At 59.6% G+C, this 24,263-nt stretch carries 22 protein-coding genes; 17 read left to right on the top strand and 5 right to left on the bottom strand.

Translation table 11 applies throughout. The features are described from left to right. Window positions 1–33: 33 nt before the first annotated feature. On the bottom strand, window positions 34–780 hold the full coding sequence (locus AC0L58_RS04410) for a class I SAM-dependent methyltransferase (protein ID WP_473687078.1): 747 nt from the start codon (window positions 778–780) through the stop codon (window positions 34–36). 118 nt (window positions 781–898) lie between these two features. Here AC0L58_RS04410 and AC0L58_RS04405 point away from each other — a divergent pair, with 118 nt between their 5' ends. From AC0L58_RS04405 to AC0L58_RS04335, 15 genes are all read left to right on the top strand, one after another. Then, window positions 899–2,251, top strand: a complete 1,353-nt coding sequence (locus AC0L58_RS04405) for a hypothetical protein (RefSeq protein WP_473687076.1) — start codon at window positions 899–901, stop codon at window positions 2,249–2,251. 128 nt (window positions 2,252–2,379) lie between these two features. Further along, the gene (locus AC0L58_RS04400) at window positions 2,380–2,820 is read left to right on the top strand and encodes a pilin (protein ID WP_473687074.1); all 441 of its coding nucleotides are present in this window, start codon (window positions 2,380–2,382) and stop codon (window positions 2,818–2,820) included. 339 nt (window positions 2,821–3,159) lie between these two features. Beyond that, window positions 3,160–3,606, top strand: a complete 447-nt coding sequence (locus tag AC0L58_RS04395; protein ID WP_473687072.1) for a pilin — start codon at window positions 3,160–3,162, stop codon at window positions 3,604–3,606. A 69-nt stretch (window positions 3,607–3,675) separates the two neighbouring features. Then, window positions 3,676–5,691, top strand: a complete 2,016-nt coding sequence (locus AC0L58_RS04390; protein ID WP_473687070.1) for a tetratricopeptide repeat protein — start codon at window positions 3,676–3,678, stop codon at window positions 5,689–5,691. Further along, window positions 5,691–7,649, top strand: coding sequence for a hypothetical protein (locus AC0L58_RS04385; protein WP_473687068.1), 1,959 nt, complete (start codon window positions 5,691–5,693; stop codon window positions 7,647–7,649). Before AC0L58_RS04390 ends, AC0L58_RS04385 begins: the two co-directional genes overlap by 1 nt. 117 nt (window positions 7,650–7,766) lie before the next feature. Beyond that, complete coding sequence (locus AC0L58_RS04380; RefSeq protein WP_473687066.1) at window positions 7,767–8,015, top strand: FitA-like ribbon-helix-helix domain-containing protein; 249 nt, start codon at window positions 7,767–7,769, stop codon at window positions 8,013–8,015. Continuing rightward, on the top strand, window positions 8,012–8,440 hold the full coding sequence (locus AC0L58_RS04375; RefSeq protein ID WP_473687064.1) for a PIN domain-containing protein: 429 nt from the start codon (window positions 8,012–8,014) through the stop codon (window positions 8,438–8,440). Before AC0L58_RS04380 ends, AC0L58_RS04375 begins: the two co-directional genes overlap by 4 nt. A gap of 90 nt (window positions 8,441–8,530) precedes the next feature. Then, a complete protein-coding gene (rfbF, locus tag AC0L58_RS04370) occupies window positions 8,531–9,301 on the top strand; it encodes a glucose-1-phosphate cytidylyltransferase (protein WP_473687061.1) in 771 nt (256 codons plus the stop codon). After that, the gene (gene rfbG, locus AC0L58_RS04365) at window positions 9,298–10,374 is read left to right on the top strand and encodes a CDP-glucose 4,6-dehydratase (protein WP_473687059.1); all 1,077 of its coding nucleotides are present in this window, start codon (window positions 9,298–9,300) and stop codon (window positions 10,372–10,374) included. Before rfbF ends, rfbG begins: the two co-directional genes overlap by 4 nt. After that, window positions 10,371–10,925 carry a dTDP-4-dehydrorhamnose 3,5-epimerase gene (gene rfbC / locus AC0L58_RS04360; protein WP_473687057.1) on the top strand — a complete coding sequence of 185 codons (555 nt, stop codon included), beginning with the start codon at window positions 10,371–10,373 and terminating at the stop codon, window positions 10,923–10,925. The genes rfbG and rfbC overlap by 4 nt, the downstream gene beginning before the upstream one ends. Next, complete coding sequence (locus AC0L58_RS04355; protein ID WP_473687055.1) at window positions 10,922–12,145, top strand: methyltransferase domain-containing protein; 1,224 nt, start codon at window positions 10,922–10,924, stop codon at window positions 12,143–12,145. Before rfbC ends, AC0L58_RS04355 begins: the two co-directional genes overlap by 4 nt. Window positions 12,146–12,149: 4 nt before the next feature. Continuing rightward, window positions 12,150–12,986: an NAD-dependent epimerase/dehydratase family protein gene (locus AC0L58_RS04350; protein ID WP_473687053.1), complete on the top strand. Its 837-nt coding sequence runs from the start codon at window positions 12,150–12,152 to the stop codon at window positions 12,984–12,986. Between the two features lie 109 nt (window positions 12,987–13,095). Next, the gene (locus AC0L58_RS04345) at window positions 13,096–13,899 is read left to right on the top strand and encodes a cephalosporin hydroxylase family protein (protein ID WP_473687051.1); all 804 of its coding nucleotides are present in this window, start codon (window positions 13,096–13,098) and stop codon (window positions 13,897–13,899) included. A 10-nt stretch (window positions 13,900–13,909) separates the two neighbouring features. Further along, complete coding sequence (locus AC0L58_RS04340) at window positions 13,910–15,409, top strand: lipopolysaccharide biosynthesis protein (RefSeq protein WP_473687049.1); 1,500 nt, start codon at window positions 13,910–13,912, stop codon at window positions 15,407–15,409. A gap of 17 nt (window positions 15,410–15,426) precedes the next feature. Beyond that, the gene (locus tag AC0L58_RS04335; RefSeq protein WP_473687047.1) at window positions 15,427–16,626 is read left to right on the top strand and encodes a glycosyltransferase family 2 protein; all 1,200 of its coding nucleotides are present in this window, start codon (window positions 15,427–15,429) and stop codon (window positions 16,624–16,626) included. Here the strand turns inward: AC0L58_RS04335 and AC0L58_RS04330 are convergent. From AC0L58_RS04330 to AC0L58_RS04315, 4 genes are read right to left on the bottom strand one after another with little or no spacing between them, the layout of a single operon-like run. After that, window positions 16,616–17,734: a glycosyltransferase gene (locus AC0L58_RS04330; RefSeq protein ID WP_473687045.1), complete on the bottom strand. Its 1,119-nt coding sequence runs from the start codon at window positions 17,732–17,734 to the stop codon at window positions 16,616–16,618. The two genes, AC0L58_RS04335 and AC0L58_RS04330, sit on opposite strands and share 11 nt — an antisense overlap. Continuing rightward, complete coding sequence (locus AC0L58_RS04325) at window positions 17,731–18,513, bottom strand: class I SAM-dependent methyltransferase (protein ID WP_473687043.1); 783 nt, start codon at window positions 18,511–18,513, stop codon at window positions 17,731–17,733. The genes AC0L58_RS04330 and AC0L58_RS04325 overlap by 4 nt, the downstream gene beginning before the upstream one ends. Beyond that, a complete protein-coding gene (locus AC0L58_RS04320) occupies window positions 18,506–19,666 on the bottom strand; it encodes a glycosyltransferase family 4 protein (RefSeq protein WP_473687041.1) in 1,161 nt (386 codons plus the stop codon). Before AC0L58_RS04320 ends, AC0L58_RS04325 begins: the two co-directional genes overlap by 8 nt. After that, entirely contained in the window at window positions 19,659–20,513 is an 855-nt protein-coding gene (locus tag AC0L58_RS04315) for a glycosyltransferase family 2 protein (RefSeq protein ID WP_473687039.1), read from the bottom strand. The genes AC0L58_RS04320 and AC0L58_RS04315 overlap by 8 nt, the downstream gene beginning before the upstream one ends. A gap of 486 nt (window positions 20,514–20,999) precedes the next feature. Here AC0L58_RS04315 and pilB point away from each other — a divergent pair, with 486 nt between their 5' ends. Further along, on the top strand, window positions 21,000–22,718 hold the full coding sequence (gene pilB, locus AC0L58_RS04310) for a type IV-A pilus assembly ATPase PilB (RefSeq protein ID WP_473687037.1): 1,719 nt from the start codon (window positions 21,000–21,002) through the stop codon (window positions 22,716–22,718). A 145-nt stretch (window positions 22,719–22,863) separates the two neighbouring features. After that, on the top strand, window positions 22,864–24,138 hold the full coding sequence (locus AC0L58_RS04305) for a type II secretion system F family protein (RefSeq protein ID WP_473687035.1): 1,275 nt from the start codon (window positions 22,864–22,866) through the stop codon (window positions 24,136–24,138). The last annotated feature ends 125 nt before the right edge of the window (window positions 24,139–24,263 follow it).

Raw genomic sequence — 24,263 nt, 5'->3', positions numbered from 1 at the left:
CTACCCCGAAAGGTGGGCCTCAGGAGAATCTGCTCACTCGCCCCCATCGCCCCGCCGCACAACCGCCAGCAGCGACACGCCCGCAGGCAGATTGAACCGTTCCAGCAGCAGTCGCTCGCTGCGAAAAATCCGCAACAGGGTGCGATTGACGAATGCGGGAGGCACCCCCGCACCTGACGAGCGGGCAGCTGGCATCAACCGATCCTTGAAGCGCGACAGAGTCGCCAGCGGCAGCAACCACATGTTGAAGTACGACACCCGCTCTACCTGCAGCCCCGCATCGACCAGCGCTTTGCGCAAATTCTTGGCGGTATAGCGCCGCTTGTGGTGAAGGAACTCGTCGTGCGCACTCCACATCCACTGGTACGCCGGTACAGTGATCAACATGCGCCCGTCAGGTGCGAGAAGAGTTCGCAGGGCCACCAACGTCTCGACATCACGCTCGACATGCTCCAGCACGTCGAACATGCCAATCAGGTCAAAGGTTTCTTCCTTGAACGGAACGTCGTCCGGAAAGCAGCCTCGCCGAAGATCGATTCGGCTCCCGGCCCTTTCCATCGCGATCCGGCACGCGACCTCATCCATCTCGATCGCGCTTACCTGTCCATGCGCCGACAGCATCGCCAGATTTCCACCCGTGCCAGACCCGGCTTCCAGAATTCGCGCCGAAACCGGCAAACCAAGCCTTCCGATAATGCTGCTGAGGATCTCGCGTCGGGCGGCGAACCACCAGTGCACGGATTCGGTGTCTGCCATCTCAAGGTAGGCTTCGGGGTTCATGAGCGCTTTGCCAGTGATCAAGTCCGCACAATACCCGAAGCCGCACCGCTGATTCGCCTGCTCAGCCGCGTCGGGCATACTGCGTGCTCAAATGGAACCCGACGGGCACCGCATGCACATGACTGATTCGGCCAATCACGCTCGCGGACACTGGTGGATTGCCATGTTGTGCGTGGGGTTGTTTGCATTCGGCTTCCGCTACTACTACGTAGTCCATGCCGAGATCTATCAACCGGTCAACGACCCCCACGTTCGCGGCGACGCGGTCGATTACTACAACTACGCGCGAAACTTGAGCGAGCACGGGGTGTTCTCCAAAGCACGCCCAGGCACGAGTCCCATCGTTGGCGACAGTTATCGTGACCCTGGCTACCCGATCTTCCTGGCCGCCTGGATGAAGGCTTTCGGTCAGTGGAGCGGCTGGTACTCCGCTGTATTGCTTTCGCAGGCCTTACTCGGGGCACTGACTGTCGTACTCATGATGTGGCTGGGCCGGGCGTGGATGCCTCTGCCTTGGCTGACAGTGGCGGGGCTGTTGATGGCCGTCTGGCCACACAGCGTGGTCATGTGCAGTTATCTGTTGACCGAAACTCTAGTCGGCTTCCTGCTGGCGCTCGGTCTGCTGCTTTTGCGTATTGCGCTGGACAAGCGAAGCCTCGGCTGGTCCGCTGCAGGCGGCCTCACACTCTCGGTGGGCGCGTTGACCAACGCCGTTCTGCTGCCGCTGGCGCCACTGCTGGCGGTATACCTTGTGTTGAGACGCAGGATCACTGCGCGCATGTTTGCGGCTCTGCTGATCGGGGGGCTCGCCCTGACCGTGCCTTGGGGCATTCGCAACGGCTTGATTCCACCTGGACCGTCATCCTCACAGGGCCGGGCCCTGGAGAATCTGGTGCAGGGTTCGTGGCCGAGCTTCCAGGACGCTTACGCCGCAGCCATGAAACATGACCCCACCGGTGAATTCATTCTGCGGGTGGTCGAGGACGAAACAAAGCTGCTGCAGAACGACCACGTTGCCGGCCTTGAGCGTATCGGACGGCGCATGCAACGCGATCCGTGGCAATACGTCAGGTGGTATCTGGGCAAACCGGCCCTTTTCTGGGGCTGGAACATCCGTATTGGACAGGGTGACGTCTATGTCTATGCCACCCGCCAGTCGCCGTTCGAAAGTAATCTTCTGTACGAGGCAGCCAAGGCTGTCAGCCGCACCCTCAATCCTCTTCTGCTGATACTTGTATTGGCCGGAGGGCTTGTCGCCACGTTCACCCGGCGCTGGAACCAACATGGCGTCGCCACGGTGGCAGTCACCGCGCTGTTTGCTACCGCCGTCTACTGCACTTTGCAGGCGGAGCCGCGCTACTCCATCCCGTTTCGTGGATTGGAGATCATGCTGGCGATGTTCGCGGTCCAACGCCTTTACTTGTGGATGAAGAACCTCAAACGACCGCCTGCCAGCTCTTCCCTGTCGTGAGAAGCGCCAATCGGCGCTCGTCAAGCCGACTTGGGTACCCGTAGCGGAAGTGTGATGCGGCGCACAAGGGGGCTATTCCTTCGGTACAAATCGTGCTTGCCGCCAACGAACTTCAGGGGGAATCCACCATGTCACGCCAGCGCATCTCTGCAGGTTTCACGTTGATCGAACTGATGATTGTCGTGGCAATCATCGCCATCCTTGCCGCTATTGCCATTCCCGCCTATCAGGACTACCTCGTTCGGGCGCAGGTATCCGAAGGCATGGTGCTGGCTAGCGGAGCCAAGGCCGCAGAATGGGATTTTGTCTCCAACACCGGACGAATGCCCACGAACAACAAATCAGCAGGGCTGGCGACAAGCGCTTCGATCACCGGCACTTATGTTTCGGGGCTGGACTTGGCGCCCGCAGGAAAGATCACCATATCGTTCAATACTCCGAAGGCAAACGTGGCGATCAAGTCAAGCAACTTGGTATTGTCGGCCCTCACTCACGCCGGGAGCATCACCTGGTCGTGCACCGGGGGCACGGTGCCCAGCAAGTATCTTCCATCGTCCTGCCGCCAGTGACGCCTGCTTTTCGGAAGAGCGAATCAACACAAACTGACAAAACGCGTCACTAGTTGCCCCACCACGCCATCCTCCCAGCTGGCATGGCGGCAATAGCCGCAACAGCACAATCCCAGATACGCGGATGCTTGCAGCCTTTCGTGACGAAAGGCACAATCCCGAAGCCCGCGATATGCGGGAATACACCAGCGGAAGCTGTGGCACATAACGTGCTTCACTTTCCGCGAGCTTCCTGGTCGTTCCTGACCACGAGTAAGGGGTCCGATCCTGCCTAGGGGGATCCAGGACTGGGGCTCAGGGGGCATCAACGGTTAGCTAACCATCCAAAGAGGAACCACCATGAAGAATATGCAGAAAGGCTTTACCCTGATCGAACTGATGATCGTGGTTGCGATCATCGCGATCCTCGCCGCCATCGCCATCCCGGCCTACCAGGACTACCTGGTGCGTGCGCAGGTGTCTGAAGGCGCCACCCTGATGGACGGCGGCAAGACGGCCGTCGCGGAGTTCTACAGCAACTATGGTCGGCTCCCGGGATTTAACACTTCGGCAGGTCTGGCCACCGACACCTCCATCCAAGGTAGCTACGTCAGCAAAGTGGACGTCACCTCTGCTGGCATCCTGACTGCCACCTATTCCAAATCCACCCCGCAGAAAGCCAACACTGCCATCGACGCCAAGGTGCTTTCGCTCTCGCCCATCACCACCGGCGGCAGCATGAAGTGGTCCTGCACCAACGCCTTGACCACCGTGCCGAGCAAGTACCTGCCGTCGTCCTGCCGTTAATAGCTGGCGATCGCTTTAGTGTCCTGAAGGGCCGCCTCGTGCGGCCCTTCTTCATTTGACGGACTGCCCATGCGCGCGCGCCTGACCACGTTGCCCATCCTGTTGATTATGGCATTACTGGCCTGCGTCGCTTGGTGGGCTTACGCACCCGGTTTGCATGGCGCCTTCCTGTTCGACGACTTCGGGAATCTGCCAGCGCTGGGCGCCAGCGGCCCAATCGACAATTGGGCCACCTTCTTGCGCTACATCACCTCCGGCATCGCTGACCCCACCGGACGACCGCTGACCCTGCTGACCTTTTTGATCGATGCGCGAAACTGGCCAGCCGATCCGTATCCGTTCAAGCGCACCAACCTGATTCTTCACCTCCTCAACGGCGCCCTGCTGTACGCGTTGCTGACCCGACTCGGCCAATTTCTCGGCGTCGTTCCTCGACGCTACCGCATGGCCTCGCTGTTCGGCGTCGCAGTGTGGTTGCTGCATCCGCTGCTGGTCTCCACCACCCTTTACATTGTGCAGCGTGAGGCCATGCTTCCGGCAACGTGCGTTATCGCCGGCCTGCTGGTCTGGTTGCATGGGCGGAATCAATTGCTGAGCGGCAATATCCGCGGTGGATTGTTGTGGAGTGTCCTGGGCCTGGGTGGCTTCACGCTGCTGGGGGTATTGGCCAAGGCAAATGGTGCGCTGCTGCCCTTCTATGCGTTGTTGATTGAATTCATCGTGCTGTCGCCACGGCGTCCGCTGCCCGCAGGCAGCACCTTGCGCGCGCACCGCATCTGCCTGCTGCTCTTTGCCATCGTGCCCGCGCTGGCGATCATCGCTTATCTGGTCTGGATCGGCGCGAGCGGAGTGCTCTCCGGTGGTCCTGCACTACGTCCGTGGACATATGCCCAGCGACTGCTCACCGAACCGCGCGTGTTGATCGCTTATCTGCAATTGTTATGGCTGCCGCGGCCGTTTTCCAGCGGATTGTTCAACGATCAGTACACGGCCTCGACATCACTGTGGCACCCTGCCAGCACCTTTCCTGCCATCCTCGTCTTGCTGGCTCTGCTGGTCGGTGCGTGGTCGGTGCGTCGGCGCCATCCCGCACTGGCGCTGGCGGTGCTGTTCTATTTCGCCGGCCAACTGCTGGAATCCACCTCGATTCCGCTGGAGCTTTATTTCGAGCACCGCAACTACGTCCCGGCGATGCTGATGTTCTGGCCTCTCGGCCTGTGGCTGGCTGACGCACGCTCCCTGAAAATCCCCAAACGGATCCTGCTGATCGCCTTGCCGCTTGGCTTGGCATGGATGACTCATGCTCGCTCCGAGGTCTGGGGCAACGTGCATCAGCAGGCCTTGATCTGGGCGGGAATCAATCCCCAATCCGCCCGCGCGCAAACAAATGCAGCGCAAATCGAGATGCAGAACGGTCATCCGCGCGAGGCCATCCGTCGACTCGAAAGCCTACTTGCTGCCCAGCCGGATCAGGTGCAGCTCACCTTCAACCTGATTGGCGCGCGCTGCATGACCGGAGGCATCGATCCCGACGACCTGGCCGCCGCACGGACTGCCATGCGCACCACCAGGAACGTAGGCGCGCTGATCGCGCACTGGTTTGACCGCACGCTGCCTGTGGCAAGCTCTGGTAGTTGTCCGGGCCTGACCCTTTCGGCACTGGGCAATCTGGTCGATGCGGGCCTGCAGAATCCTTCGCTGGGTGCCGCCGGGCCACTTCAGGACCTGACCTATTTGCGTGGTCGCATCGCGCTTGCCGAGCATCGGCCCGACGCTGCACTGGCGGATTTCCGCCGTGCGCTCGACTTGCAAGTGCGACCCGGCATGGCACTGGAAGCAGCAGCCACATTGGGTGCGACCGGCTATCCCGCGCAGGGCCTGCAGTTGCTCGATCATTATCAGCAGGTGCAAGAATTGGCGGTACCACCGGGCTTTGGCATGCCCATGATCCACGCATGGATACTGGCGTACCAAGACTACTGGCCACACGAGCTCGCTAGGCTGCGACTTCAGCTGAGTATCGACGCGAAGGCGTCCAGCACCAATACTGCACATCCCAACTTCGAGCCGAGTAGCAGCCACTGATGCGCCAACTCTCCCGACGCCCGAGCTTACCGTGGTGGATTCTGGTCACCGCATTCGCAGCTACTCTCGCGGTCTACTGGCCCGGCTTGTCTGGCGGATTCCTGTTCGACGACTACCCCAATATCGTCGATAACCACGGCGTGCAACCGCATGACGCCAGCTTTTCGTCGCTGGTTGGCGCTGCACTTTCCTCACCTGCCAGCGAATTCAAGCGACCGCTGGCCTCGTTGAGTTTTGCGGTCAATTATCTCGCAACCGGCCTCGATCCGTACTGGATGAAGCTGACCAATCTGGTCATCCACTTGTTGAACGGATTGCTGGTGTTTTTGTTGACCCGAGCATTGCTGCGAAGCGTTCCCGGCGACGCGAAACAACGTGTCGGGGTGACTTCTGCATTGGTCGCCGCCTGCTGGATGCTGCTGCCAATCAACCTCACCGGTGTGCTCTACGTCGTGCAGCGCATGGAGAGCCTGGCCAACCTGTTCGTCTTGCTCGGCCTGCTTGGCTACGTCGCCGCGCGCCGGCGCATGCTGAGCGAGGCGCCCCAAGATGCAGAGGACGGTGGGCCGCGCCACCGAGGCATGTCGCCCGGCACCCGAAGCTGCCTGCTATGCGTCACCAGCATCGTGGCATGCACCGGCGTGGGCGTACTGGCCAAGGAAACTGCGGTGATGCTGCCGCTGTATGCCATGCTCATCGAGTGGTTGATCTTCGGTTTCCGCAAGCGGGGTGGCCAAAGGGACTTTCGACTGATCGGCCTGTTCGTGGTGGTTCTTTGGTTGCCGATGGTCCTGGGCGTAGCGTGGTTGCTGCCGCAAGTCTTGAACCCCGGCAACTGGTCGACTCGCGACTTCGACCTGCGCACGCGCCTGCTCAGCGAAGCACGCATCGTGGTGGACTACATCCGCTGGACCTTGCTGCCTACACCGGATGCGTTGTCTTTCTATCACGACGATTTCCGTGTCTCCACCGGCTTGCTGACTCCATGGACCACGCTGGCGTGCATCGCCTTGCTCGGCATGCTGGCCGCGCTGATGCTGTGGCTGCGCAACCGGGCTCCGTTGATAGCCTTGGGCATCGCCTTGTTCCTCGGCTGCCAGTTGCTCACCGGCACCATCCTGCCGCTGGAGCTGATCTACGAACACCGCAACTACTTCGCCAGCTTCGGTCTGCTACTGGCCGTCGTGCCATTGCTGGCCGCGCCACGACGTGAAGTTTTTGCGCTCCCACGTCACGTGTTGCTGGGTGCGCTTCTGGTCTGCTGGACTGCACTCACCGCACTTACCGCTTACGCCTGGGGCAACCCGCTGCGCTTGGCAGAAGATCTGGCCAGCCGTGCGCCACAATCGCCACGCGCAGAGTACGAGCTGGGCCGCACCTACATTGTCTATTCGCACTACGACCCGAATTCTCCGTTCACCCAACTGGCGTATGCACCGCTGGAAAAAGCTGCCGCCCTGCCCGATGCCTCGATCCTGCCCGAACAGGCACTGATCTTCATGAATTCACGCATGCACCTGCCACTGAAGGATGCGTGGTGGGACAGCATGGTCACGAAGCTCCAGGCGCGCCGTCCGGGTGTCCAGGATGAAAGTTCGCTCGCGGCTTTGACCCAGTGCGCGCGCGAACACAGGTGCGACCTACCGAAGCAGCGCATGATCCAGGCCTTTCTCGCTGCGCTCGCACACCCGGAGCCCAGCGCACGACTGCTGGCGACCTACGCCGACTATGCCTGGAACGTGCTGGACGACCATACGCTCGGATTGCACATGATCCAGGGAGCCGTGAGCGCCAAACCCAATGAGCCAGCCTATCGAATCACATTGGTCCGAATGTTGGCAGCGCAAGGTAGCAAGGCGGAGGCTCACGCAGCGCTCGAACGCCTGCAAGGACTGAATATCGGTGGCAGCCTAGACGCCAGCTTGAAACAGTTACGCGCGCTGCCTGGAATGCAGTAGAAAATCCACAAATCAGCAAAAGCCAAGCGCGTGCACTACACCGGCAGTGGCTTGGCTGGTCTGGACACCATCGCAGTCAATGACTACGATGCAGTCATTGACTAATCGAGACTTGTGATGGCCACGATGACGATCCGCAATCTCGATGACGGATTGAAACAGCGGCTGCGCGTACGGGCCGCATGTCACGGGCGCTCCATGGAGGAAGAGGCACGTGACATCCTCCGCACCTCGCTGTCCACCGAGGGCCCCCATCGTGAGTCCCTGATCAAGTCCATCCGCGCAAAAATCGATCCTTTGGGCGGTATTGATCTGCGATCACCGGCACGTGAAGCGATTCGGTTGCCGCCCGGTCATAATTTATGATCGTGCTGGATACCAATGTGCTCTCGGAAATCCTATGCCCCATACCAGACGCGAGCGTGCTGGCATGGCTGGAGTCGCAGCCGACGTCTGCGCTATTTACCACCACGATTACACGCGGCGAAATCCTCTGCGGCTTCCACCTGTTGTCACAAGGTCGACGCCTCGACAATTTGCAAAGTGTCGTTCGGGCCATCTTCGACGAAGATTTTTCCGGCCGCACTCTTGCTTTTGATAGTGCGGCCGCAGATGAATATGCCAACATCGCCACAGAGCGCAAGGCCAGAGGCCAACCGATCAGCCAGTTCGATGCCATGATTGCTGCCATCACGCGCGCGCATGGCGCCACGCTGGCTACGCGAAATATCCGCGACTTCATCAATGATGGCATAGAACTCGTCGATCCCTGGAACGTGGCGATTTCGTAAACCTGTCGCATGGCATAGCTTTGTTGCACCATATCGGAGGCCGTCACTCCTCCGCTTTTGACCAAGGGTCATCAGTTAATCTAGGTTTCTATGAAAGCAGTCATCCTTGCGGGCGGTCTCGGCACACGAATCAGCGAAGAAACCATCGTGCGCCCCAAGCCGATGATCGAAATCGGCGGTAAGCCGGTGCTCTGGCATATTCTGAAGATCTATGCGCAATACGGCATCAACGATTTCATCATTTGCCTGGGCTACAAGGGCTACATGGTGAAGGAGTATTTCGCGAATTACTTCCTGCATACTTCAGATGTCACCTTCGATCTGGTCCATAACCGTATGGAGGTCCACCAACAGCACGCCGAGCCATGGCGCGTCACCTTAGTGGACACCGGCGACCAGACCCAAACCGGAGGTCGCCTGAAGCGCGTCGTAAACTATCTAGATGGCGAAACGTTCTGCTTCACGTACGGCGACGGTCTCGCCGACATCAACATCAAGGCTCAACTGGCTTTTCACAAGACGCGTGCCGGACTCGCAACGATGTGCGCGGTGCAACCGCCGGGCCGATTTGGCGCCATTGACATCGTAGACAACCGGATTACTCGCTTCGAGGAAAAGCCCTCCGGCGATGGCTCCTGGATCAACGGGGGCTTTTTCATCCTCGAGCACGCTGTGCTCAACTACATCAAGGGCGACGCCACCATCTGGGAGCGCGATCCGCTGGAGGCACTGGCCCGGGATGGGCAGATTTCCGCTTATACGCACCCCGGATTCTGGCAGCCCATGGACACGCTCCGCGACAAGCTCAAGCTCGAAGAACTTTGGCAAAGCGGGCGCGCACCATGGAAGGTCTGGCCTTGAACGAGCTGTTTGGAGGGTCATATGCCGGTCGCCGAGTGCTGGTCACCGGACACACGGGCTTCAAGGGCTCGTGGCTCTGCTTATGGCTGAGCGCGCTGGGTGCAAAGGTCACCGGACTGGCGCTGGCGCCCGATACCGAACCGGCGCACTGGGAGCTGCTTGGACTGGACGATGTGCAGGACCTGCGGGTGGATGTGCGTGATGCTGTCCGCGTGCGACAGACGCTTGAACACGCCACCCCGGAGCTCATCTTCCATCTGGCAGCACAGCCGCTGGTTCGGCGCAGCTATCACGAGCCGGTCACCACCTTCGACACGAACGTGCTGGGTGTAGTGCATCTGCTGGAGGCGGTACGTGTCACACCCTCAGTGCGCGCGCTCGTCAACGTCACCACCGACAAGGTTTACCTGGAACAGCCCACAGTCGCCGGCTATAGCGAAGGTCACCCGCTGGGGGGGCATGATCCCTACAGCACTTCCAAGGCCTGCGCAGAAATGGTAACGGAATGCTATCGGAAGAGCTTTTTCGGCGACGGCGGACCTCGCGTGGCGACGGCCCGTGCTGGCAATGTCATCGGTGGCGGCGATTGGTCGAAGGATCGGCTCGTTCCCGATCTTGTGCGTGCCGCCTCAAGTGGTTCCACCTTACAGATCCGCCATCCCGAGGCCGTTCGTCCTTGGCAGCACGTGCTGGAACCGCTGGCGGGCTATCTGCGGCTGGGTGAACTCCTGCTCGCCGGCGACCCCGTCGAGGGGCCGTGGAACTTCGGGCCGGCAGCCGACACCACGTTGCCAGTCCAGGCACTCGTATCCATGATGCGAGCGCATTGGCCACAACTGCATAGTGAACCGCACCCCGGCCCGCATCCGCACGAGGCTGCGATCCTACGCTTGGATGCCTCCAGAGCGGCGCAGCAGCTGGGCTGGCGTCCGGTGTGGAATGCGCAGACCACGCTGCATTCGACCACCCAGTGGTATCGCGACTACTACGAGCGTGGTCAACTGAACAGTCGTCTCGATCTGAAAGCCTACGTCAATGCGGCTCGCCTGGCCGGCATGGAATGGGCCGCATGAACTTTCATGCCACACCGTTGACCGATCTCACCGTGATCGAAACTACGCCAATCAAGGACGAACGTGGCCAGTTCTCGCGCGTATTTTGCGCTTCCGAATGTTCGGTGCTGCGGCGCGACCTGCATTGGGTCCAGATCAACGTGTCTCGTACCTATGATAAGGGCACCGTGCGCGGCATGCACTTTCAGTATCCACCGGCAACCGAAGCCAAGCTGATTCGCTGCCTGCGCGGTCGCGTGTTCGATGTGGCGGTCGATGTGCGGGCAGACTCACCCACCTTCCTGCGCTGGCACGGCATCGAACTGGACGGCAATGGAACGACCCAATTCTTCATACCGGAGGGTTTCGCTCACGGCTTCCAAGCACTCACTGACGACGCACAATTACTGTACCTGCACAGCGCCGCCTGGAACCGTGAAAAGGAAGGCGGGCTGCGACACGATGATCCCGCCCTTGCCATTGACTGGCCGTTGCCCGTGGCACGGGTCTCCGATAAGGACCGGGACTTGCCGCTGGTGAGAGAAAGCAGGTTCGCAGGAATCAATTTATGAAATGTCGCCATTGCGCCGCCACGCTGCACGATGTCTTTCTTGACCTCGGCAGCGCACCACCCTCCAATGCGTTCCTCAACGCAGATGCGCTAAGTGCGCCGGAAACTTGGTTTCCGCTGAAATTGTTCACCTGCGGCAACTGCCACCTGGTGCAAGTCGACGAAGTGCAATCGCATGCCGAGCTATTTGCACCAGACTATGCTTACTATTCGTCGTTCGCGCGCTCTTGGCTCGCCCATGCGGAGCGCTTCGTTGAGCGCGCCACGGCTCGGCTCAAGTTGGATCGCCACAGTTTGGTTGTGGAGATCGCGTCCAACGACGGCTATCTGCTGCAATACGTGGCGGCGCGCGGCATTCCCTGCATCGGCATTGAGCCGGCTAGCGGCACCGCAAGGGTGGCACGGCAGAAGGGGATCGAGACTCTTGAGTGCTTCTTTGGTCGCGAGTTTGCCGCGGAATTCGTACGCGATCGCCGGGCGGCCGACCTCATCGTAGCCAACAATGTGCTGGCCCACGTGCCGGATATCAACGATTTTGCGGCCGGCCTGGCGCTAGCACTGAGCTCCGAGGGCACGATCACGGTGGAGTTTCCGCACCTCATGGAATTGGTCGCCAAGCGTCAGTTCGATACGATCTACCATGAGCACTTCTCCTACTACTCGCTCCACACGGCGCGTCGGATCTTCGCGGCGCACGGGCTGAAAATCTGGGATGTAGAGCAGTTGCCCACGCATGGCGGCTCACTGCGTTTGTGGGCCGCACACGCGCACAGCCACCACGCTGAATCACCTGCCGTTTCCACGCTCTTAAAAGTTGAGAAGGCGGCTGGCATGCTGGATCGCGCCTACTATCAAGGATTCCAAGCGCAGGCAGATGCGGTCAAGAACGATTGCCTGACCTTCCTCCTGGAGCAACAACGTGCCGGATGCATGGTCGTCGGCTACGGCGCAGCCGCCAAGGGCAACACTTTGTTGAACTACGCCGGCGTGAGACCCGATCTTCTTCGCTACGTGGTCGACGCCTCGCCGCACAAGCAAGGCCACTGGCTGCCGGGGTCGCGAATACCGGTAGTCGCCGAGTCGCACCTGCGCGAAGATCAGCCTGACTTCGTACTTATCCTGCCATGGAACCTGCGCGAGGAAATCACAACCCAACTCGGTTACATCCGGGAGTGGGATGGCCAGTTTGTCACCTGTGTTCCTGATCTGAGGGTGGAGTAGGACAATGCGGGTTGCCATAACTGGTGCTAGTGGCTTCGTCGGTCGACACGTATTGCGTGAATTGCAATCGCGTGACGTGGACATAGTTGCCATCACTCGGTCATCGACCCGTCAGATTGTCGAACACCCAAGAACAGACGAAGTGGTGATGAATATTACCGATGATCTACCCAACGCCTTTAAAGCGCTGGGAGAACCGAACGTCCTGATTCATTTGGCTTGGGACGGACTGCCCAACTACCAGTCTGCCGAACATGTCGAAATTGAGCTTCCCAACCAACAGCGTTTTCTAGACGCTTGCCTGACCGCTGGCCTCAGTCGACTGGTAGTGACGGGCACTTGCTTCGAATACGGCATGACCGAAGGGCGAATTTCTGAGGAAATTCAGGCGGCGCCGACCACCCAATACGGCGTTGCAAAGGACCTGTTACGAAGACACTTGGAAAAATTCAAGACGATCCACCCTTTTCAACTTGCATGGTTACGTCTTTTCTATTTGTATGGCCCAGGCCAGTCGAAAACTTCGCTGTACTCTTTATTGATGGCGGCCATACGACGTCACGATAAAGCGTTCGACATGTCTGGCGGCGAACAAGTACGTGACTTCATGTCGATCCAAGACGCGGCCAGAGACATTGTCAATATCTCACTCCTGTCCATAGACGCGGGTGTCGTCAATGTATGCAGCGGCGTGCCCGTCACCGTGCGCGAACTCACCCAGCGTTGGATCCACGAAATGAATTCCAGCATTTCTATGAACCTAGGTCGGATTCCCTACTCTGAAATCGAACCAATGTCGTTTTGGGGTGATCGTTCAAAGCTGGACCTCCTTACTTCCTGAGATCCGAATGGGATGACCACGAACGCTGGAACGGACCCTTTTTGATGGCGATTCCAAGATGAAATTCGGGAATTTTTGGATGATTCAAATTACTCACCGGTGAAACATGATGAACGACTTTGAAGATGAAGTACGCCAGCGTATTCAAAAAAACGGCGAGAATAGTGACTTTATTTCGGCTGCCAAAGCATTCATGCAAGCGTCCACATTGCCGAAATACTCATACAATTTTTCAGCGCTTGGTCGCCCCATCATCCAGTACCCGCAGGACATCGTAGCAATGCAGGAGCTGGTCTGGCGCGTAAAGCCGGATCTCATCATCGAGACAGGCATTGCCCACGGTGGATCGCTAATCCTCAACGCCTCGACACTGGCGTTGCTCGACTACTGCGAGGCGGTCGAGTACGGACGGGTGCTCGATCCGAAGGCCACCCGCCGCCGCGTGCTGGGAATCGACATCGATATACGCGCGCACAATCGCGCCGCCATCGAGGCCCATCCCCTATCGCACCGGATCGACATGATCCAGGGCTCCTCGACCGCAGCCGAGGTAGTTGCGCAGGTGCATCTGATCGCGCAGGCGCATCAGCGAATACTGGTAGTTCTCGACTCTAATCATACTCACGATCACGTGCTGTCCGAACTTGAGGCATATGCGCCACTGACGTCTGCGGGCAGCTACTGCATCGTGTTCGATACCGTAGTCGAAGACCTGTCCGATGGCACGTATCCCGACCGTCCTTGGGGAAAGGGCAACAACCCTAAAACCGCAGTGTGGGAATACCTGCGCCGTCTGAAGGACGAGGCCTGCGTGGCTGCCGATGGCGCACGGCTGGCGTTTGAGATCGACAGCTCACTGGAAAGAAAATTGCTGGTCACAGTAGCGCCGGACGGCTACCTGCGGCGCGTCTAGCTACTCGCCCGTGCCTGCACTACGCACAAGTATTCTGGCCAACTATGCGGGCCAGTTCTGGATGACAGCGATGGGGGTGGCGTTCCTGCCGCTGTACATCCGCATCTTGGGCATGGAGGCGTTCGGAATGGTCGGTTTGATGCTCAGTTTCCAGTCGATCCTGCAACTGTTCGACTTCGGCATCGGCGGCGCGACCAACCGCGAACTTTCCCGCCGCGCAAACGACCCCACGTTAACCAATGGCACACGCGACCTAGTGCGTACATCGGAGATTGTTATCTGGCTGCTGACACTGGCAGCAGCTCTGCTCGTCTGGGCCAGCAGTGGACTGATGGCCGATCATTGGCTGCACCTACGCACGATGGGACGGGAGGAAGCCGCCTGCGCCATTGCAATCATGGGGGTCGCCATCGCTCTGCTTTGGCCCAGTACGTTCTACGCCAATTGCCTCTCCGGTCTGGAACAGCAGCCAACGTTGAATCTCATCAATGCGACATTTGCCACATTGCGATATGCCGGCTCGTTGCCTGTGCTGTTGTGGGTCTCACCGTCCATCGAGGCATTCCTCTGTTGGTACGCCATCGTGGGCGCAGGGCAGTCACTGGCAATGGGACTAGCCGTGTGGCGCGCACTTCCGCCAGGCGATCGCCGTGCACGCTGGGCGCCGGATGATCTACGCAGGAATCGTCGCTTCGCTGCAGGCCTGTTCGCAATCGGCATCCTGGCCCTGGGCGTGAGCCAACTTGATCGGCTGACCCTAGCGAGCCTGCGTCCGCTGGAAGAGATGGGCTACTACACCTTGGCCCTGAGCGTGGCGTCCGGCCTGGGGCGGATGGTACAACCAATGTTCAATGCGCTCTATCCACGCTTCAGTCGATTGGTCGCGCACCACGACGAGGCGATGCTGCGCGAGCTGTATCACCTCAGCAGTCAATACCTAGCTGTGGTGATTGGCGCCGTCGCGACGGTGCTAATCACGTTTTCACACGAGGTGCTGTTCTTATGGACAGGCGACGCCAGTTTGGCCAACAAGATCGAACTCCCCCTCTCGATTCTGGTGTTCGGCTATGCACTCAATGGGCTGATGAACATTCCTTATGCCGTTCAACTCGCGCACGGCTGGACGCGCCTGGCCATGGGCCTGAACGCAGCATCGCTCCTGCTCGGCATTCCATTTTGCCTATGGGCAGTGCATGAACACGGCACAGTCGGCGCAGCACTATTGTGGCTCCTTGCAAACCTGGTTTCCGTACTGGTTGGCATACCGCTGATGCACCGCCGACTGCTGCGTGGCGAAATGGCGAAATGGTACGTGCGAGACAACCTTCCGCCAATGCTCGCAGGCCTGACAGCAGCACTAGCTCTTAAAGCCGCGCTTCCACCAATCTCGCATTCCATTGAAGGCTTGTTCTGGCTGATAATCGCCAGCGGTCTAGTATTGACGGCAAGTGCCTTGGCATCCCGCGCCGTACGCAGAATGATACATGCCAAGTTACAACCTACCCATTGATCGTCATCTGTCCAATCATGACCAATCCTAAGATAACCGTTATCATCCCCACCCGAGAACGTTGCGACGTGCTGGAGTCTTCCCTGCGAACCGCTACAACGCAGGACTACAACAACCTGGAAATCATCGTCAGCGACAACTTCAGCGAGGACGGTACTGCCGATACGGTACGCCGAGCCAATGACAGCCGTATTCGTTATCTGAACACAGGCAAGCGTCTGAACATGTCGCACAACTGGGAGTTTGCCCTGTCACACGTCGATGACGGGTGGGTTACGTTTATGGGAGATGACGATGGCCTGATGCCGGGATCCCTACAGACCCTCGCCGACATAATCCAAGCCACGAATGCTAAGGTCATTCGATCAAATTTCTGCACTTACGACTGGCCAGGCGTTTTGGGGCGCACGCGTGGCCAACTCGTCGTCCCCCTGACTTCGGGGATGGAAACGCGCAAGAGCAGCCTTTGGCTAGCCAATGCGTTGCACGGACGAGCCAGATACAGCGAGCTACCAATGATCTACAACGGCGGGTTTATCCACATATCCGTCCTGAAACGGATCAAGAAACTTCTGGGCTCGTTTTTCTCATCGGCCAATCCAGATGTTTACACTGCGATTGCGATAGCCCGGATCACGGATGACTACCTCTACGTCCGAGAACCCCTTGCCATCAGCGGTATCTCCAAACACAGTAATGGCCATTCCGCTTTCTCGACAAGCAAAGAACGCAGCCATCAGCCGTACAAGCAATTTCTCGATGAAGGGAATATTCCTTTCCACCATGAACTCCCCCTTACGGCAAACGGGGGCTTTCCTCTATCACTGCAGGCCTGCGTTTACGAGGCCTATCTCCAATCCCAAACGCTTGGCAATCCAGTCAATGGCGCCAACCACGCTCAGCAGCTTGCTGTGATCCTGGCGACATCCGGCAAGCATCGAAGCTCTATTGAGGCGTGGGGAAAGAATTTTGCTGAAATGCACGGACTGGATTACTCACACGCCCAACGAGCTGCAGCACCAAAGCGTATTTATTTACAATCGCATGCGGTAGCCGCGAAATTGCGGAGGGCGCTGAATTCAGTAATCACCGAAAGGCTATTAATCAGAAATGTCCATGAGGCAAGCATTGCCGCGTCGGTGATTCGGTCATCTCCTGGGCGGAGCGACAGCTTGCGTTTTCTGTCTGACCGCCTACTGACGTTGTTCAATCGTTAGGCGGTCGGCTAGGGGCTTCAGCGCTGGCATCAAGCTCAAGTTGCCCGACGAGGCGCCGCGCTATGGATTCCCAAAGGAATCCATCTGGCATAGAGACAAGGCGTCCATTCTCGAGCTGTAGCGTGATTGCACGAGCGAGATCACCTGGAGCTCCAGGGCACGCCATATATGATCCTAGCGTTGCCGCCTGTTCCGGGAAATTCATGCTGAAGTTTGGCGTATCCGTCACCGCGAGCGGCCGCTGCACGGCAATGTATTCCGTAATCTTGCACGATGATGCCATGTCAAGGTAATCGGAATGACGATACGGCAAGGCCAGTACATTGCAGCACGCCATCGCGGCGGGCACCTGATTGTACGGAAGGTTCCCAAGATAGCGGATCCACGGTTCATCCCAACTTTTTTGTCCGTAGCGCTGCCCCGCAAGTATCAACCCGATATTCAGACCACTTTGACGCAACACTGTCACCGCAGCCACAAGATCCTCTACGCCGCGATCTGGCGTCATACTGCCGAAGTAACCCACGCAAACGCTATCGGCAGGGATGCTGAATGATGCACGACTTGTAAACATGTCTCGTGGGTGGAAATGTGCCAGGTCGATGCCATTGGGAACAAAAAAGTCATGTTTCGCATCCGTGCCAATCTGCTTCATGAGCACCTGACTCGCAAACAATCTCGCATCCGCATTCCGCAAGAGAAATCGAAACGGATCGAATCCAGGCAGTCGCATATATCCTGCAAACTCGTCGTATTTGTCATAGACATCGAATACGAACCGCGAGCGCATGCGCCGAGCGATCCGATATCCCATCATGCCGATGTAACAGTCGCCACTAGCCACAATTGCATCAACATTGCGACCGGGAGCGCGCAATTCCCGTATCCACTGACGTAACACAGCGAGGTTCTTCACTGGAGTGGAGACTACATCGAGTTCGCCGCATTTTTCCGACACCGATTCGCTAGTGTGATAGTCCACCAACCACAATTTCGTTGGAACTCCTGACTGCGCCCAATGCGACGGCATTTGCCATATGCGACCGTAGCGATCGCGCAGAGCATCTCGATTCGTGTAAAAGCGTTTGCCAAGAAAGAGCACGCTCATGCGGTTCGGCGCTCAATGCGATATATCAATGTGGGTATGATGCGCCGCAGCGGCCTCAGGCAAGCATCCGGCGTTGTACGCAGTATTCGAGCACTGGGCGAATCGGGGCACTCAATATCGAAGGTTGCTCGCACGGCTTCTACGCAAAGATTGTGATGATAAAAGTTTGCGGCATCTAGCATTCGCTCCAACTGTGCCATTTCCAGCGGCTCGCAGTCGTAAACCGCGCCCTTATTCGTTGCCCTCAGGTACGGCGTACGCAAGCCGTGAGGCAACCAGCTCAGAAACGCGAGCCTATAATGCGGTTCCACCAGCATCCAACGATTGGGCACAGCGAGATAACCCACGCCATCCAGGCGCAGCACACGGTGCAGCTCGGCCAGATGCGCATGTTGTGCCCGCTCGTCGCCGACATGCTCGATGACATGGTTGGTAAGCACTACGTCGAACGATTCATCCGCGAATGGCAACTGCGTGTCAGATACCTGATGGTAACGATAGCCTTCTGTCACCAAGCGGTTGTCGTGGACGTCCACCGCGTCCACATCGCAGTGCAGTGTCGGATGGGTCCCGAAATAGTGCGCGATGCCGCCGGAGCCCGTGCCGACTTCCAGCAGGCGCATGGGTTGGGGCCGATTCGCGAGATCCAGCAGGCGTTCGATCTTAAGGCCTTTGAAACGCCTGGATGGAAGATCCATCACGACATGTGGCTGGCGTTCCGTTGAAGTCTCGGAAGCTCTCTTTTCGGAGAACGGACGCTTCGACGGCATGTCAGACATGGGGTGAATCCAGCAGATTGCGCAAGCGCTCAGCGAAGACCGGCCACACCTTCCCCACAGCAAACTCGCGACACGCTGCAATGGTCGCACTTTCGCGCGCGTGGGTTAGTTGTTCAACCGCGGCCTCGGCCAGTGCGACATAGTTGCCGGGTTCGACCAGGGTGCCGGTTTGCCCGTCGAGCACCGCATCGGGAACGCCACCTACCGCAAAGGCAACTGTCGGCAATCCATGGGCAGCGGACTCCAGTGCCACCATACCAAAACCCTCGACATCGCCAGGCAGCTCAAGCACGGGGAAGATATGCAAGTCGGCGGCTTGATAGGCGGCACTGAGGACAGAGTCATCGCAGCGCCCCAGGAAAAGCAAATTTTGTTCCATACGTACCGATCTGGCTGCCGACAGGATGCGCTCACGCTCGGATCCAGGGCGCGCGTGCAGTGCATCGCTGGCTTCATCACCAATTACGACCAACAGCACGTCGGGATAGCGGGCGGCAATCGCCGGTAATGCCGCCGCGACGAACTCGACCAGACCTTTGCGCTGGGTCAACCGACCAACGGAAAGCAGCAGCGGTCGTTCGGCATGACCGTGCGTCGCGCGGAAATCGCGAGCGGCGTCGGCATCCAGTAGCGGAAGATCAGTGCCTGGATGCAATACATGCGTTAGACGGTGGTGCACGCCGCGACCACGCGCCAGACTGGCAGTGTTGGCGCTATTCACCAGCGCGAGGTCACAACGCCGGATAAAGGGTAGCCACAACCACTGATAGACGCGGCTGGGCGCCACGATATCGAGTCCATGCAGATAGACCGCGACCCTGCCTCCCGCACAGCGCGCTGCCAACCATGCGATCGGCGCAGTGAGACCGCTCCCGGCAATGACCCATTCGGGCTTGCGCCGCCATGCAAGGCGTGTCGCATGCCATAGCGTCGCGATAAGAAAAAAGGGCAACGGCTTCACCCTGCTCTGCCGCACTTCCGTTTGTGGTGAAACGTACTCGGAGCACCCTGCAGGCCCGCATATTGCGGTACGCCAAGTCGATTGCAGCGCGCCAAGCAAGTGCTGGTTGACCTTTTCCATGCCGCCCAGCAGCGGCGGAAAGTTGCGCGTGACCAGCAGCGCCAGGGGACTCGAAGCCTTCCTGTCAGACATCGCGTCGATACATCAGCCCGGTGATCTGCTCGGACACCAGCCCGATCAGGAACACGATGACGGCCGCGCTCCACATCAGCATGCTGCCATTGGTGAGTCGGCCGTAGTGGGTAAACGTCCACGCATAGTTCGCACACCCCAGCAAGAAAAACACCGCACTGGCCGGTACGAACAGCTTGAGCGGCGAGTACAGCGTGGCGATCTTGAAGATGATCAGCAGAAAACGGATGCCGTCGCGCAGGGGCCTGATGTGGCTGGTGCCGATGCGCTGGGCGGCCTTGATCGGGATGTAGGCCACGGCATAGGCGCTGCGGAAGAACGCCATGGTGCTGGTGGTGGGGTAGCTGAAGCCGTTCGGCAGCAGGTGCAGGAATTCGCGGAATTTGTCGGCACGGACCGCACGGAAACCGGAGGTGAGGTCGAGGATGGGGTGGCCGGTCATCTTGGTGGCCAGCCAGTTGTACAAGGTGTTGGCCAGCCCGCGGCCCACGCCGGCCTGGCTGCCCCAGTCGCGGGCTCCGACGACCATGTCGTAGCCGCGATTCAATTGATCGAGCAGGCGTTTGACGTCGGCCGAATCGTGCTGGCCGTCGCCGTCCATGAATACCAGGATATCGCCGCTGGCGGCGCGGGTTCCACGCTTGATGGCGGCGCCATTGCCCATCGAGTACGGCGAGCTGAGACAGGTGACTTGGTTGCTTTTGCAGACGCTGCGGGTGTCGTCGGTGGAGCCGTCGTCGACCACGATGATCTCGGCGTCGGGATGGGCTGCGCGTAACGCCGGCAGCAGCGCGGTGAGCGCGGGCGCCTCGTTCTTGGCAGGCAGGATGATGCTGAGCTGGTTCAAAAGCGGGCTCCCCGGTGAAGCTGTCTCGTGATCTGGTGTTGTGTCGAATATCGTGGCAAGGGCGGTTGGCGGAGCCCGCCCCGCGGTGAGGGGCGGACGGGCATCGGCCGCTGGGTCTTCCGGGTCAATTCGGGATGCAATCAAGAGATGACTTTGAAAGGGCGATCATAGCGTGAAGGTTTGACGGGCGCCGCGATGCGGCACCGCCGGCTCGGACAATCAGGGGTCGTCATGCCCGCCAGTCACTCCGTGCCGCCGGGCGGGCTCTGCCCGCCGGCTTCCGTGCGGCTGCCGACCCGAGCCCACGAATGGCTCGATCCATGCATGGTCTGCCCGGAGTGTCGGCTTTCCGTCGGGGAGTCCGGCACAGGAATCGCAACTTGTGCGCCGCATCACCTTGCCGCCCTGTATCGGGCAATCAATGGGTGACCTGAGCGTCAGACTGCGGTAGATTCAACCACATACAGGGTATGGGTCACGTAAGTTATGTCATCTCAATTGCAACCGTCGCTCGCGGGCCTTTCAGGCATGGCGCGCCGCCTGGTGTCCGAGGGGCTGATACCGGAGGATGACGTCCGCAAGGCGATGGTCGACAGTGCCCAGAAGAAAGTGTCGCTGGGCGCCTGGCTGCTCGAACACCACCTGGTCGACAACGCGCAGCTGACCCGGGTTGTCTCGATCGAGTTCGGCATGCCGATGATGGACGTGTCGTCGCTGAACCCCTCCACCATGCCGCTGGATCTGATCAGCGAGGCATTGATCACCAAGCACCAGGCGCTGCCGTTGTTCCGTCGCGGCAAACGGCTGTTCGTCGGCATCGCCGATCCGACGCAGTCGCACGCGCTGGACGAGATCCGCTTCCATTCGAGCTGCATGGTGGAGGCGATTCTGGTCGAGCCCGCCTCGTTGCAGCGGATGATCGAGGGCATGTTGAACAACATGCGCGACACCATGCCGGACATGGATGGTGATTTCGACGAGCTGGACATCGAAGTTGGCGAAGACGAGGTCGAATCCACCGGCATCGACGCCAATGCCGCCGACGATGCGCCCGTGGTGAAGTTCGTCAACAAGATCCTGGTCGACGCGATCCGCCGCGGCGCCTCGGATATCCATTTCGAGCCGTTCGAAACCCAATACCGGGTGCGCCTGCGCATCGACGGCATGCTCAAGGCGGTAGCCAGCCCGCCCATGAAGATGGCCAACCGCATTTCCTCGCGCCTGAAGGTGATGGCGCAGCTGGACATCGCCGAGAAGCGCGTGCCGCAGGACGGCCGCATCAAGCTCAACCTGTCCAAGACCCGCGCGATCGACTTCCGCGTGAGCTCGCTGCCGACCCTGTTCGGTGAAAAGATCGTGCTGCGTATCCTCGATGGCTCGGCGGCCAAGATCGGCATCGAGAAGCTCGGCTACGAACCCGACCAGCAGAAGCTCTACATCGAAGCGATCCACAGGCCGTACGGCATGGTGCTGGTCACCGGCCCCACCGGCTCGGGCAAGACGGTGTCGCTGTATACCGGCCTGAACATGCTCAACACCAGCGAGCGCAACATCTCGACGGTGGAGGACCCGGTCGAAATCCGGGTCGAGGGCATCAACCAGGTGCAGCAGAACGTGAAGCGCGGCATGACCTTCGCCAGCGCGTTGCGCTCGTTCCTGCGCCAGGATCCGGACGTGATCATGGTCGGCGAAATTCGCGACCTGGAAACCGCCGAGATCGCGGTCAAGGCGGCCCAGACCGGCCACATGGTGCTTTCCACCCTGCACACCAACGACGCGCCGCAGACCATCGCGCGCCTGATGAACATGGGCATCGCGCCGTACAACATCATTTCCTCGGTCACCTTGATCATCGCCCAGCGACTGGCCCGGCGCCTGCACGACTGCAAGAAGCCGATGGACGTGCCGCCCAAGGTCTTGCTGGATGCCGGTTTTACCCAGGAGGAAATCGACGCCGGCCTGACCATCTACGAGGCGGTGGGCTGCGATGGCTGCACCGAGGGCTACAAAGGCCGCGTAGGTGTTTACCAGGTGATGCCGATGCTGGAGGATATCCAGAAGATCATCCTGCAGGGCGGCAATGCGATGCAGATCGCCGAGGTGGCCAGGGCTGCCGGCGTCAACGATCTGCGCGCCTCGGCTCTGCTCAAGGTCAAGGCGGGGTTGACCAGCCTGATCGAAATGGACCGGGTCACGACCGAATGATTGGGCAAACCGCGACCCGTTCGACGTCGAACTTGCGGCTGGTGGCACGGTTTGCAGCGGCAAAAATGACATAAGCTGTACCAATACCTGAGTCAACCGGTCGTTTTGGCCGGTTTGGGGATCGAACTACCGGGGGAAGATGCGCATGGCTACGGCTACCGCAAAAGCAAATGCAGACAGGACGCGTGCACTCGGTGCCCAGCGCGCCGAAGTCAGCCGGCTGACCACCTACGACTGGGTGGCGCTGGACAAACGCGGCAAGCGCATGAAGGGCGAGATGCCCGCGAAGAACGCCTCGCTGGTCAAGGCCGAGCTGCGTCGCCAGGGGATGAACCCGCAAACCGTGCGGGAGAAGGCCAAGCCGCTGTTCGGCTCCACCGGCAGCACGATCAAGCCGGGTGACGTGGCGATCTTCAGCCGCCAGATCGCCACCATGATGGCGTCGGGCGTGCCGATGGTGCAGTCATTCGACATCATCGCCGACGGCCAGAAGAACGTCCGCTTCAAGAACGTGTTGCTCGACGTCAAGCAGAACATCGAAGGCGGCGCCTCGCTGCACGAGGCGCTGGGGCGCTACCCGGTGCAGTTCGACGAGCTGTACTGCAACCTGGTGCATGCGGGTGAGACCTCCGGTGTGCTCGATACCGTGCTGGACACGGTCGCCACCTACAAGGAACGCACCGAGGCGCTGAAGAAGAAGATCAAGAAGGCCCTGTTCTACCCGATGATGGTGCTGGCGGTGGTGTTCATCGTCATCCTGATCATGCTGCTGTTCGTGGTGCCGGTGTTCGCCAAGACCTTCCAGGACGCCGGCGCCCAGCTGCCGGCCCCGACCCAGTTCCTGGTCGATGCTTCGGAGTTCATGCAGAGCTACTGGTTCATCGTGGTCGGGATCGTTGTCGGCGGCATTGCCGCCATCGTGATCGGCAAGAAACGCTCGCCGAAGTTCGCGCATTTCCTGGATCGCGTGGCGCTGAAACTGCCGGTGATGGGCGACATCGTGCGCAACACCGCAATCGCCCGCTTTGCCCGCACGCTGGGCGTGACCTTCCGCGCCGGTGTGCCGCTGGTGGAAGCCCTGGATGCCGTGGCCGGCGCCACCGGCAGCATCGTCTACGGCGATGCCGTGCGGCAGATGCGCGACGACATTTCAGTGGGCCACCAGTTGCAGCTGGCGATGAAGCAGACCGGCCTGTTCCCCAACATGGTGGTGCAGATGACCGGCATCGGCGAGGAATCCGGTGCGCTGGACAGCATGCTGTTCAAGGTGGCCGAGTTTTATGAAGAAGAGGTCAGCAACGCGGTCGATACCCTGTCGACCCTGCTCGAACCGATCATCATGGTGGTGCTGGGCACCCTGGTCGGCGGCATCGTGATTGCGCTGTACCTGCCGATCTTCAAGCTCGCCGGCACATTCTGACGCAAGCACGGCGGGCAGAGCCCGCCCTACGGCACCCTCGTAGGGCGGGCTCTGCCCGCCGTTTTCGTTTGTGGGGTCGGGCGCTGCACCGTACCCTTGCACCCTGCCCCGCCTCGGGGCCATGA

The sequence above is a fragment of the Rhodanobacter sp. G2-10 genome, from assembly GCF_055809185.1.
This window is presented reverse-complemented; position numbering and strand designations above follow the sequence as displayed.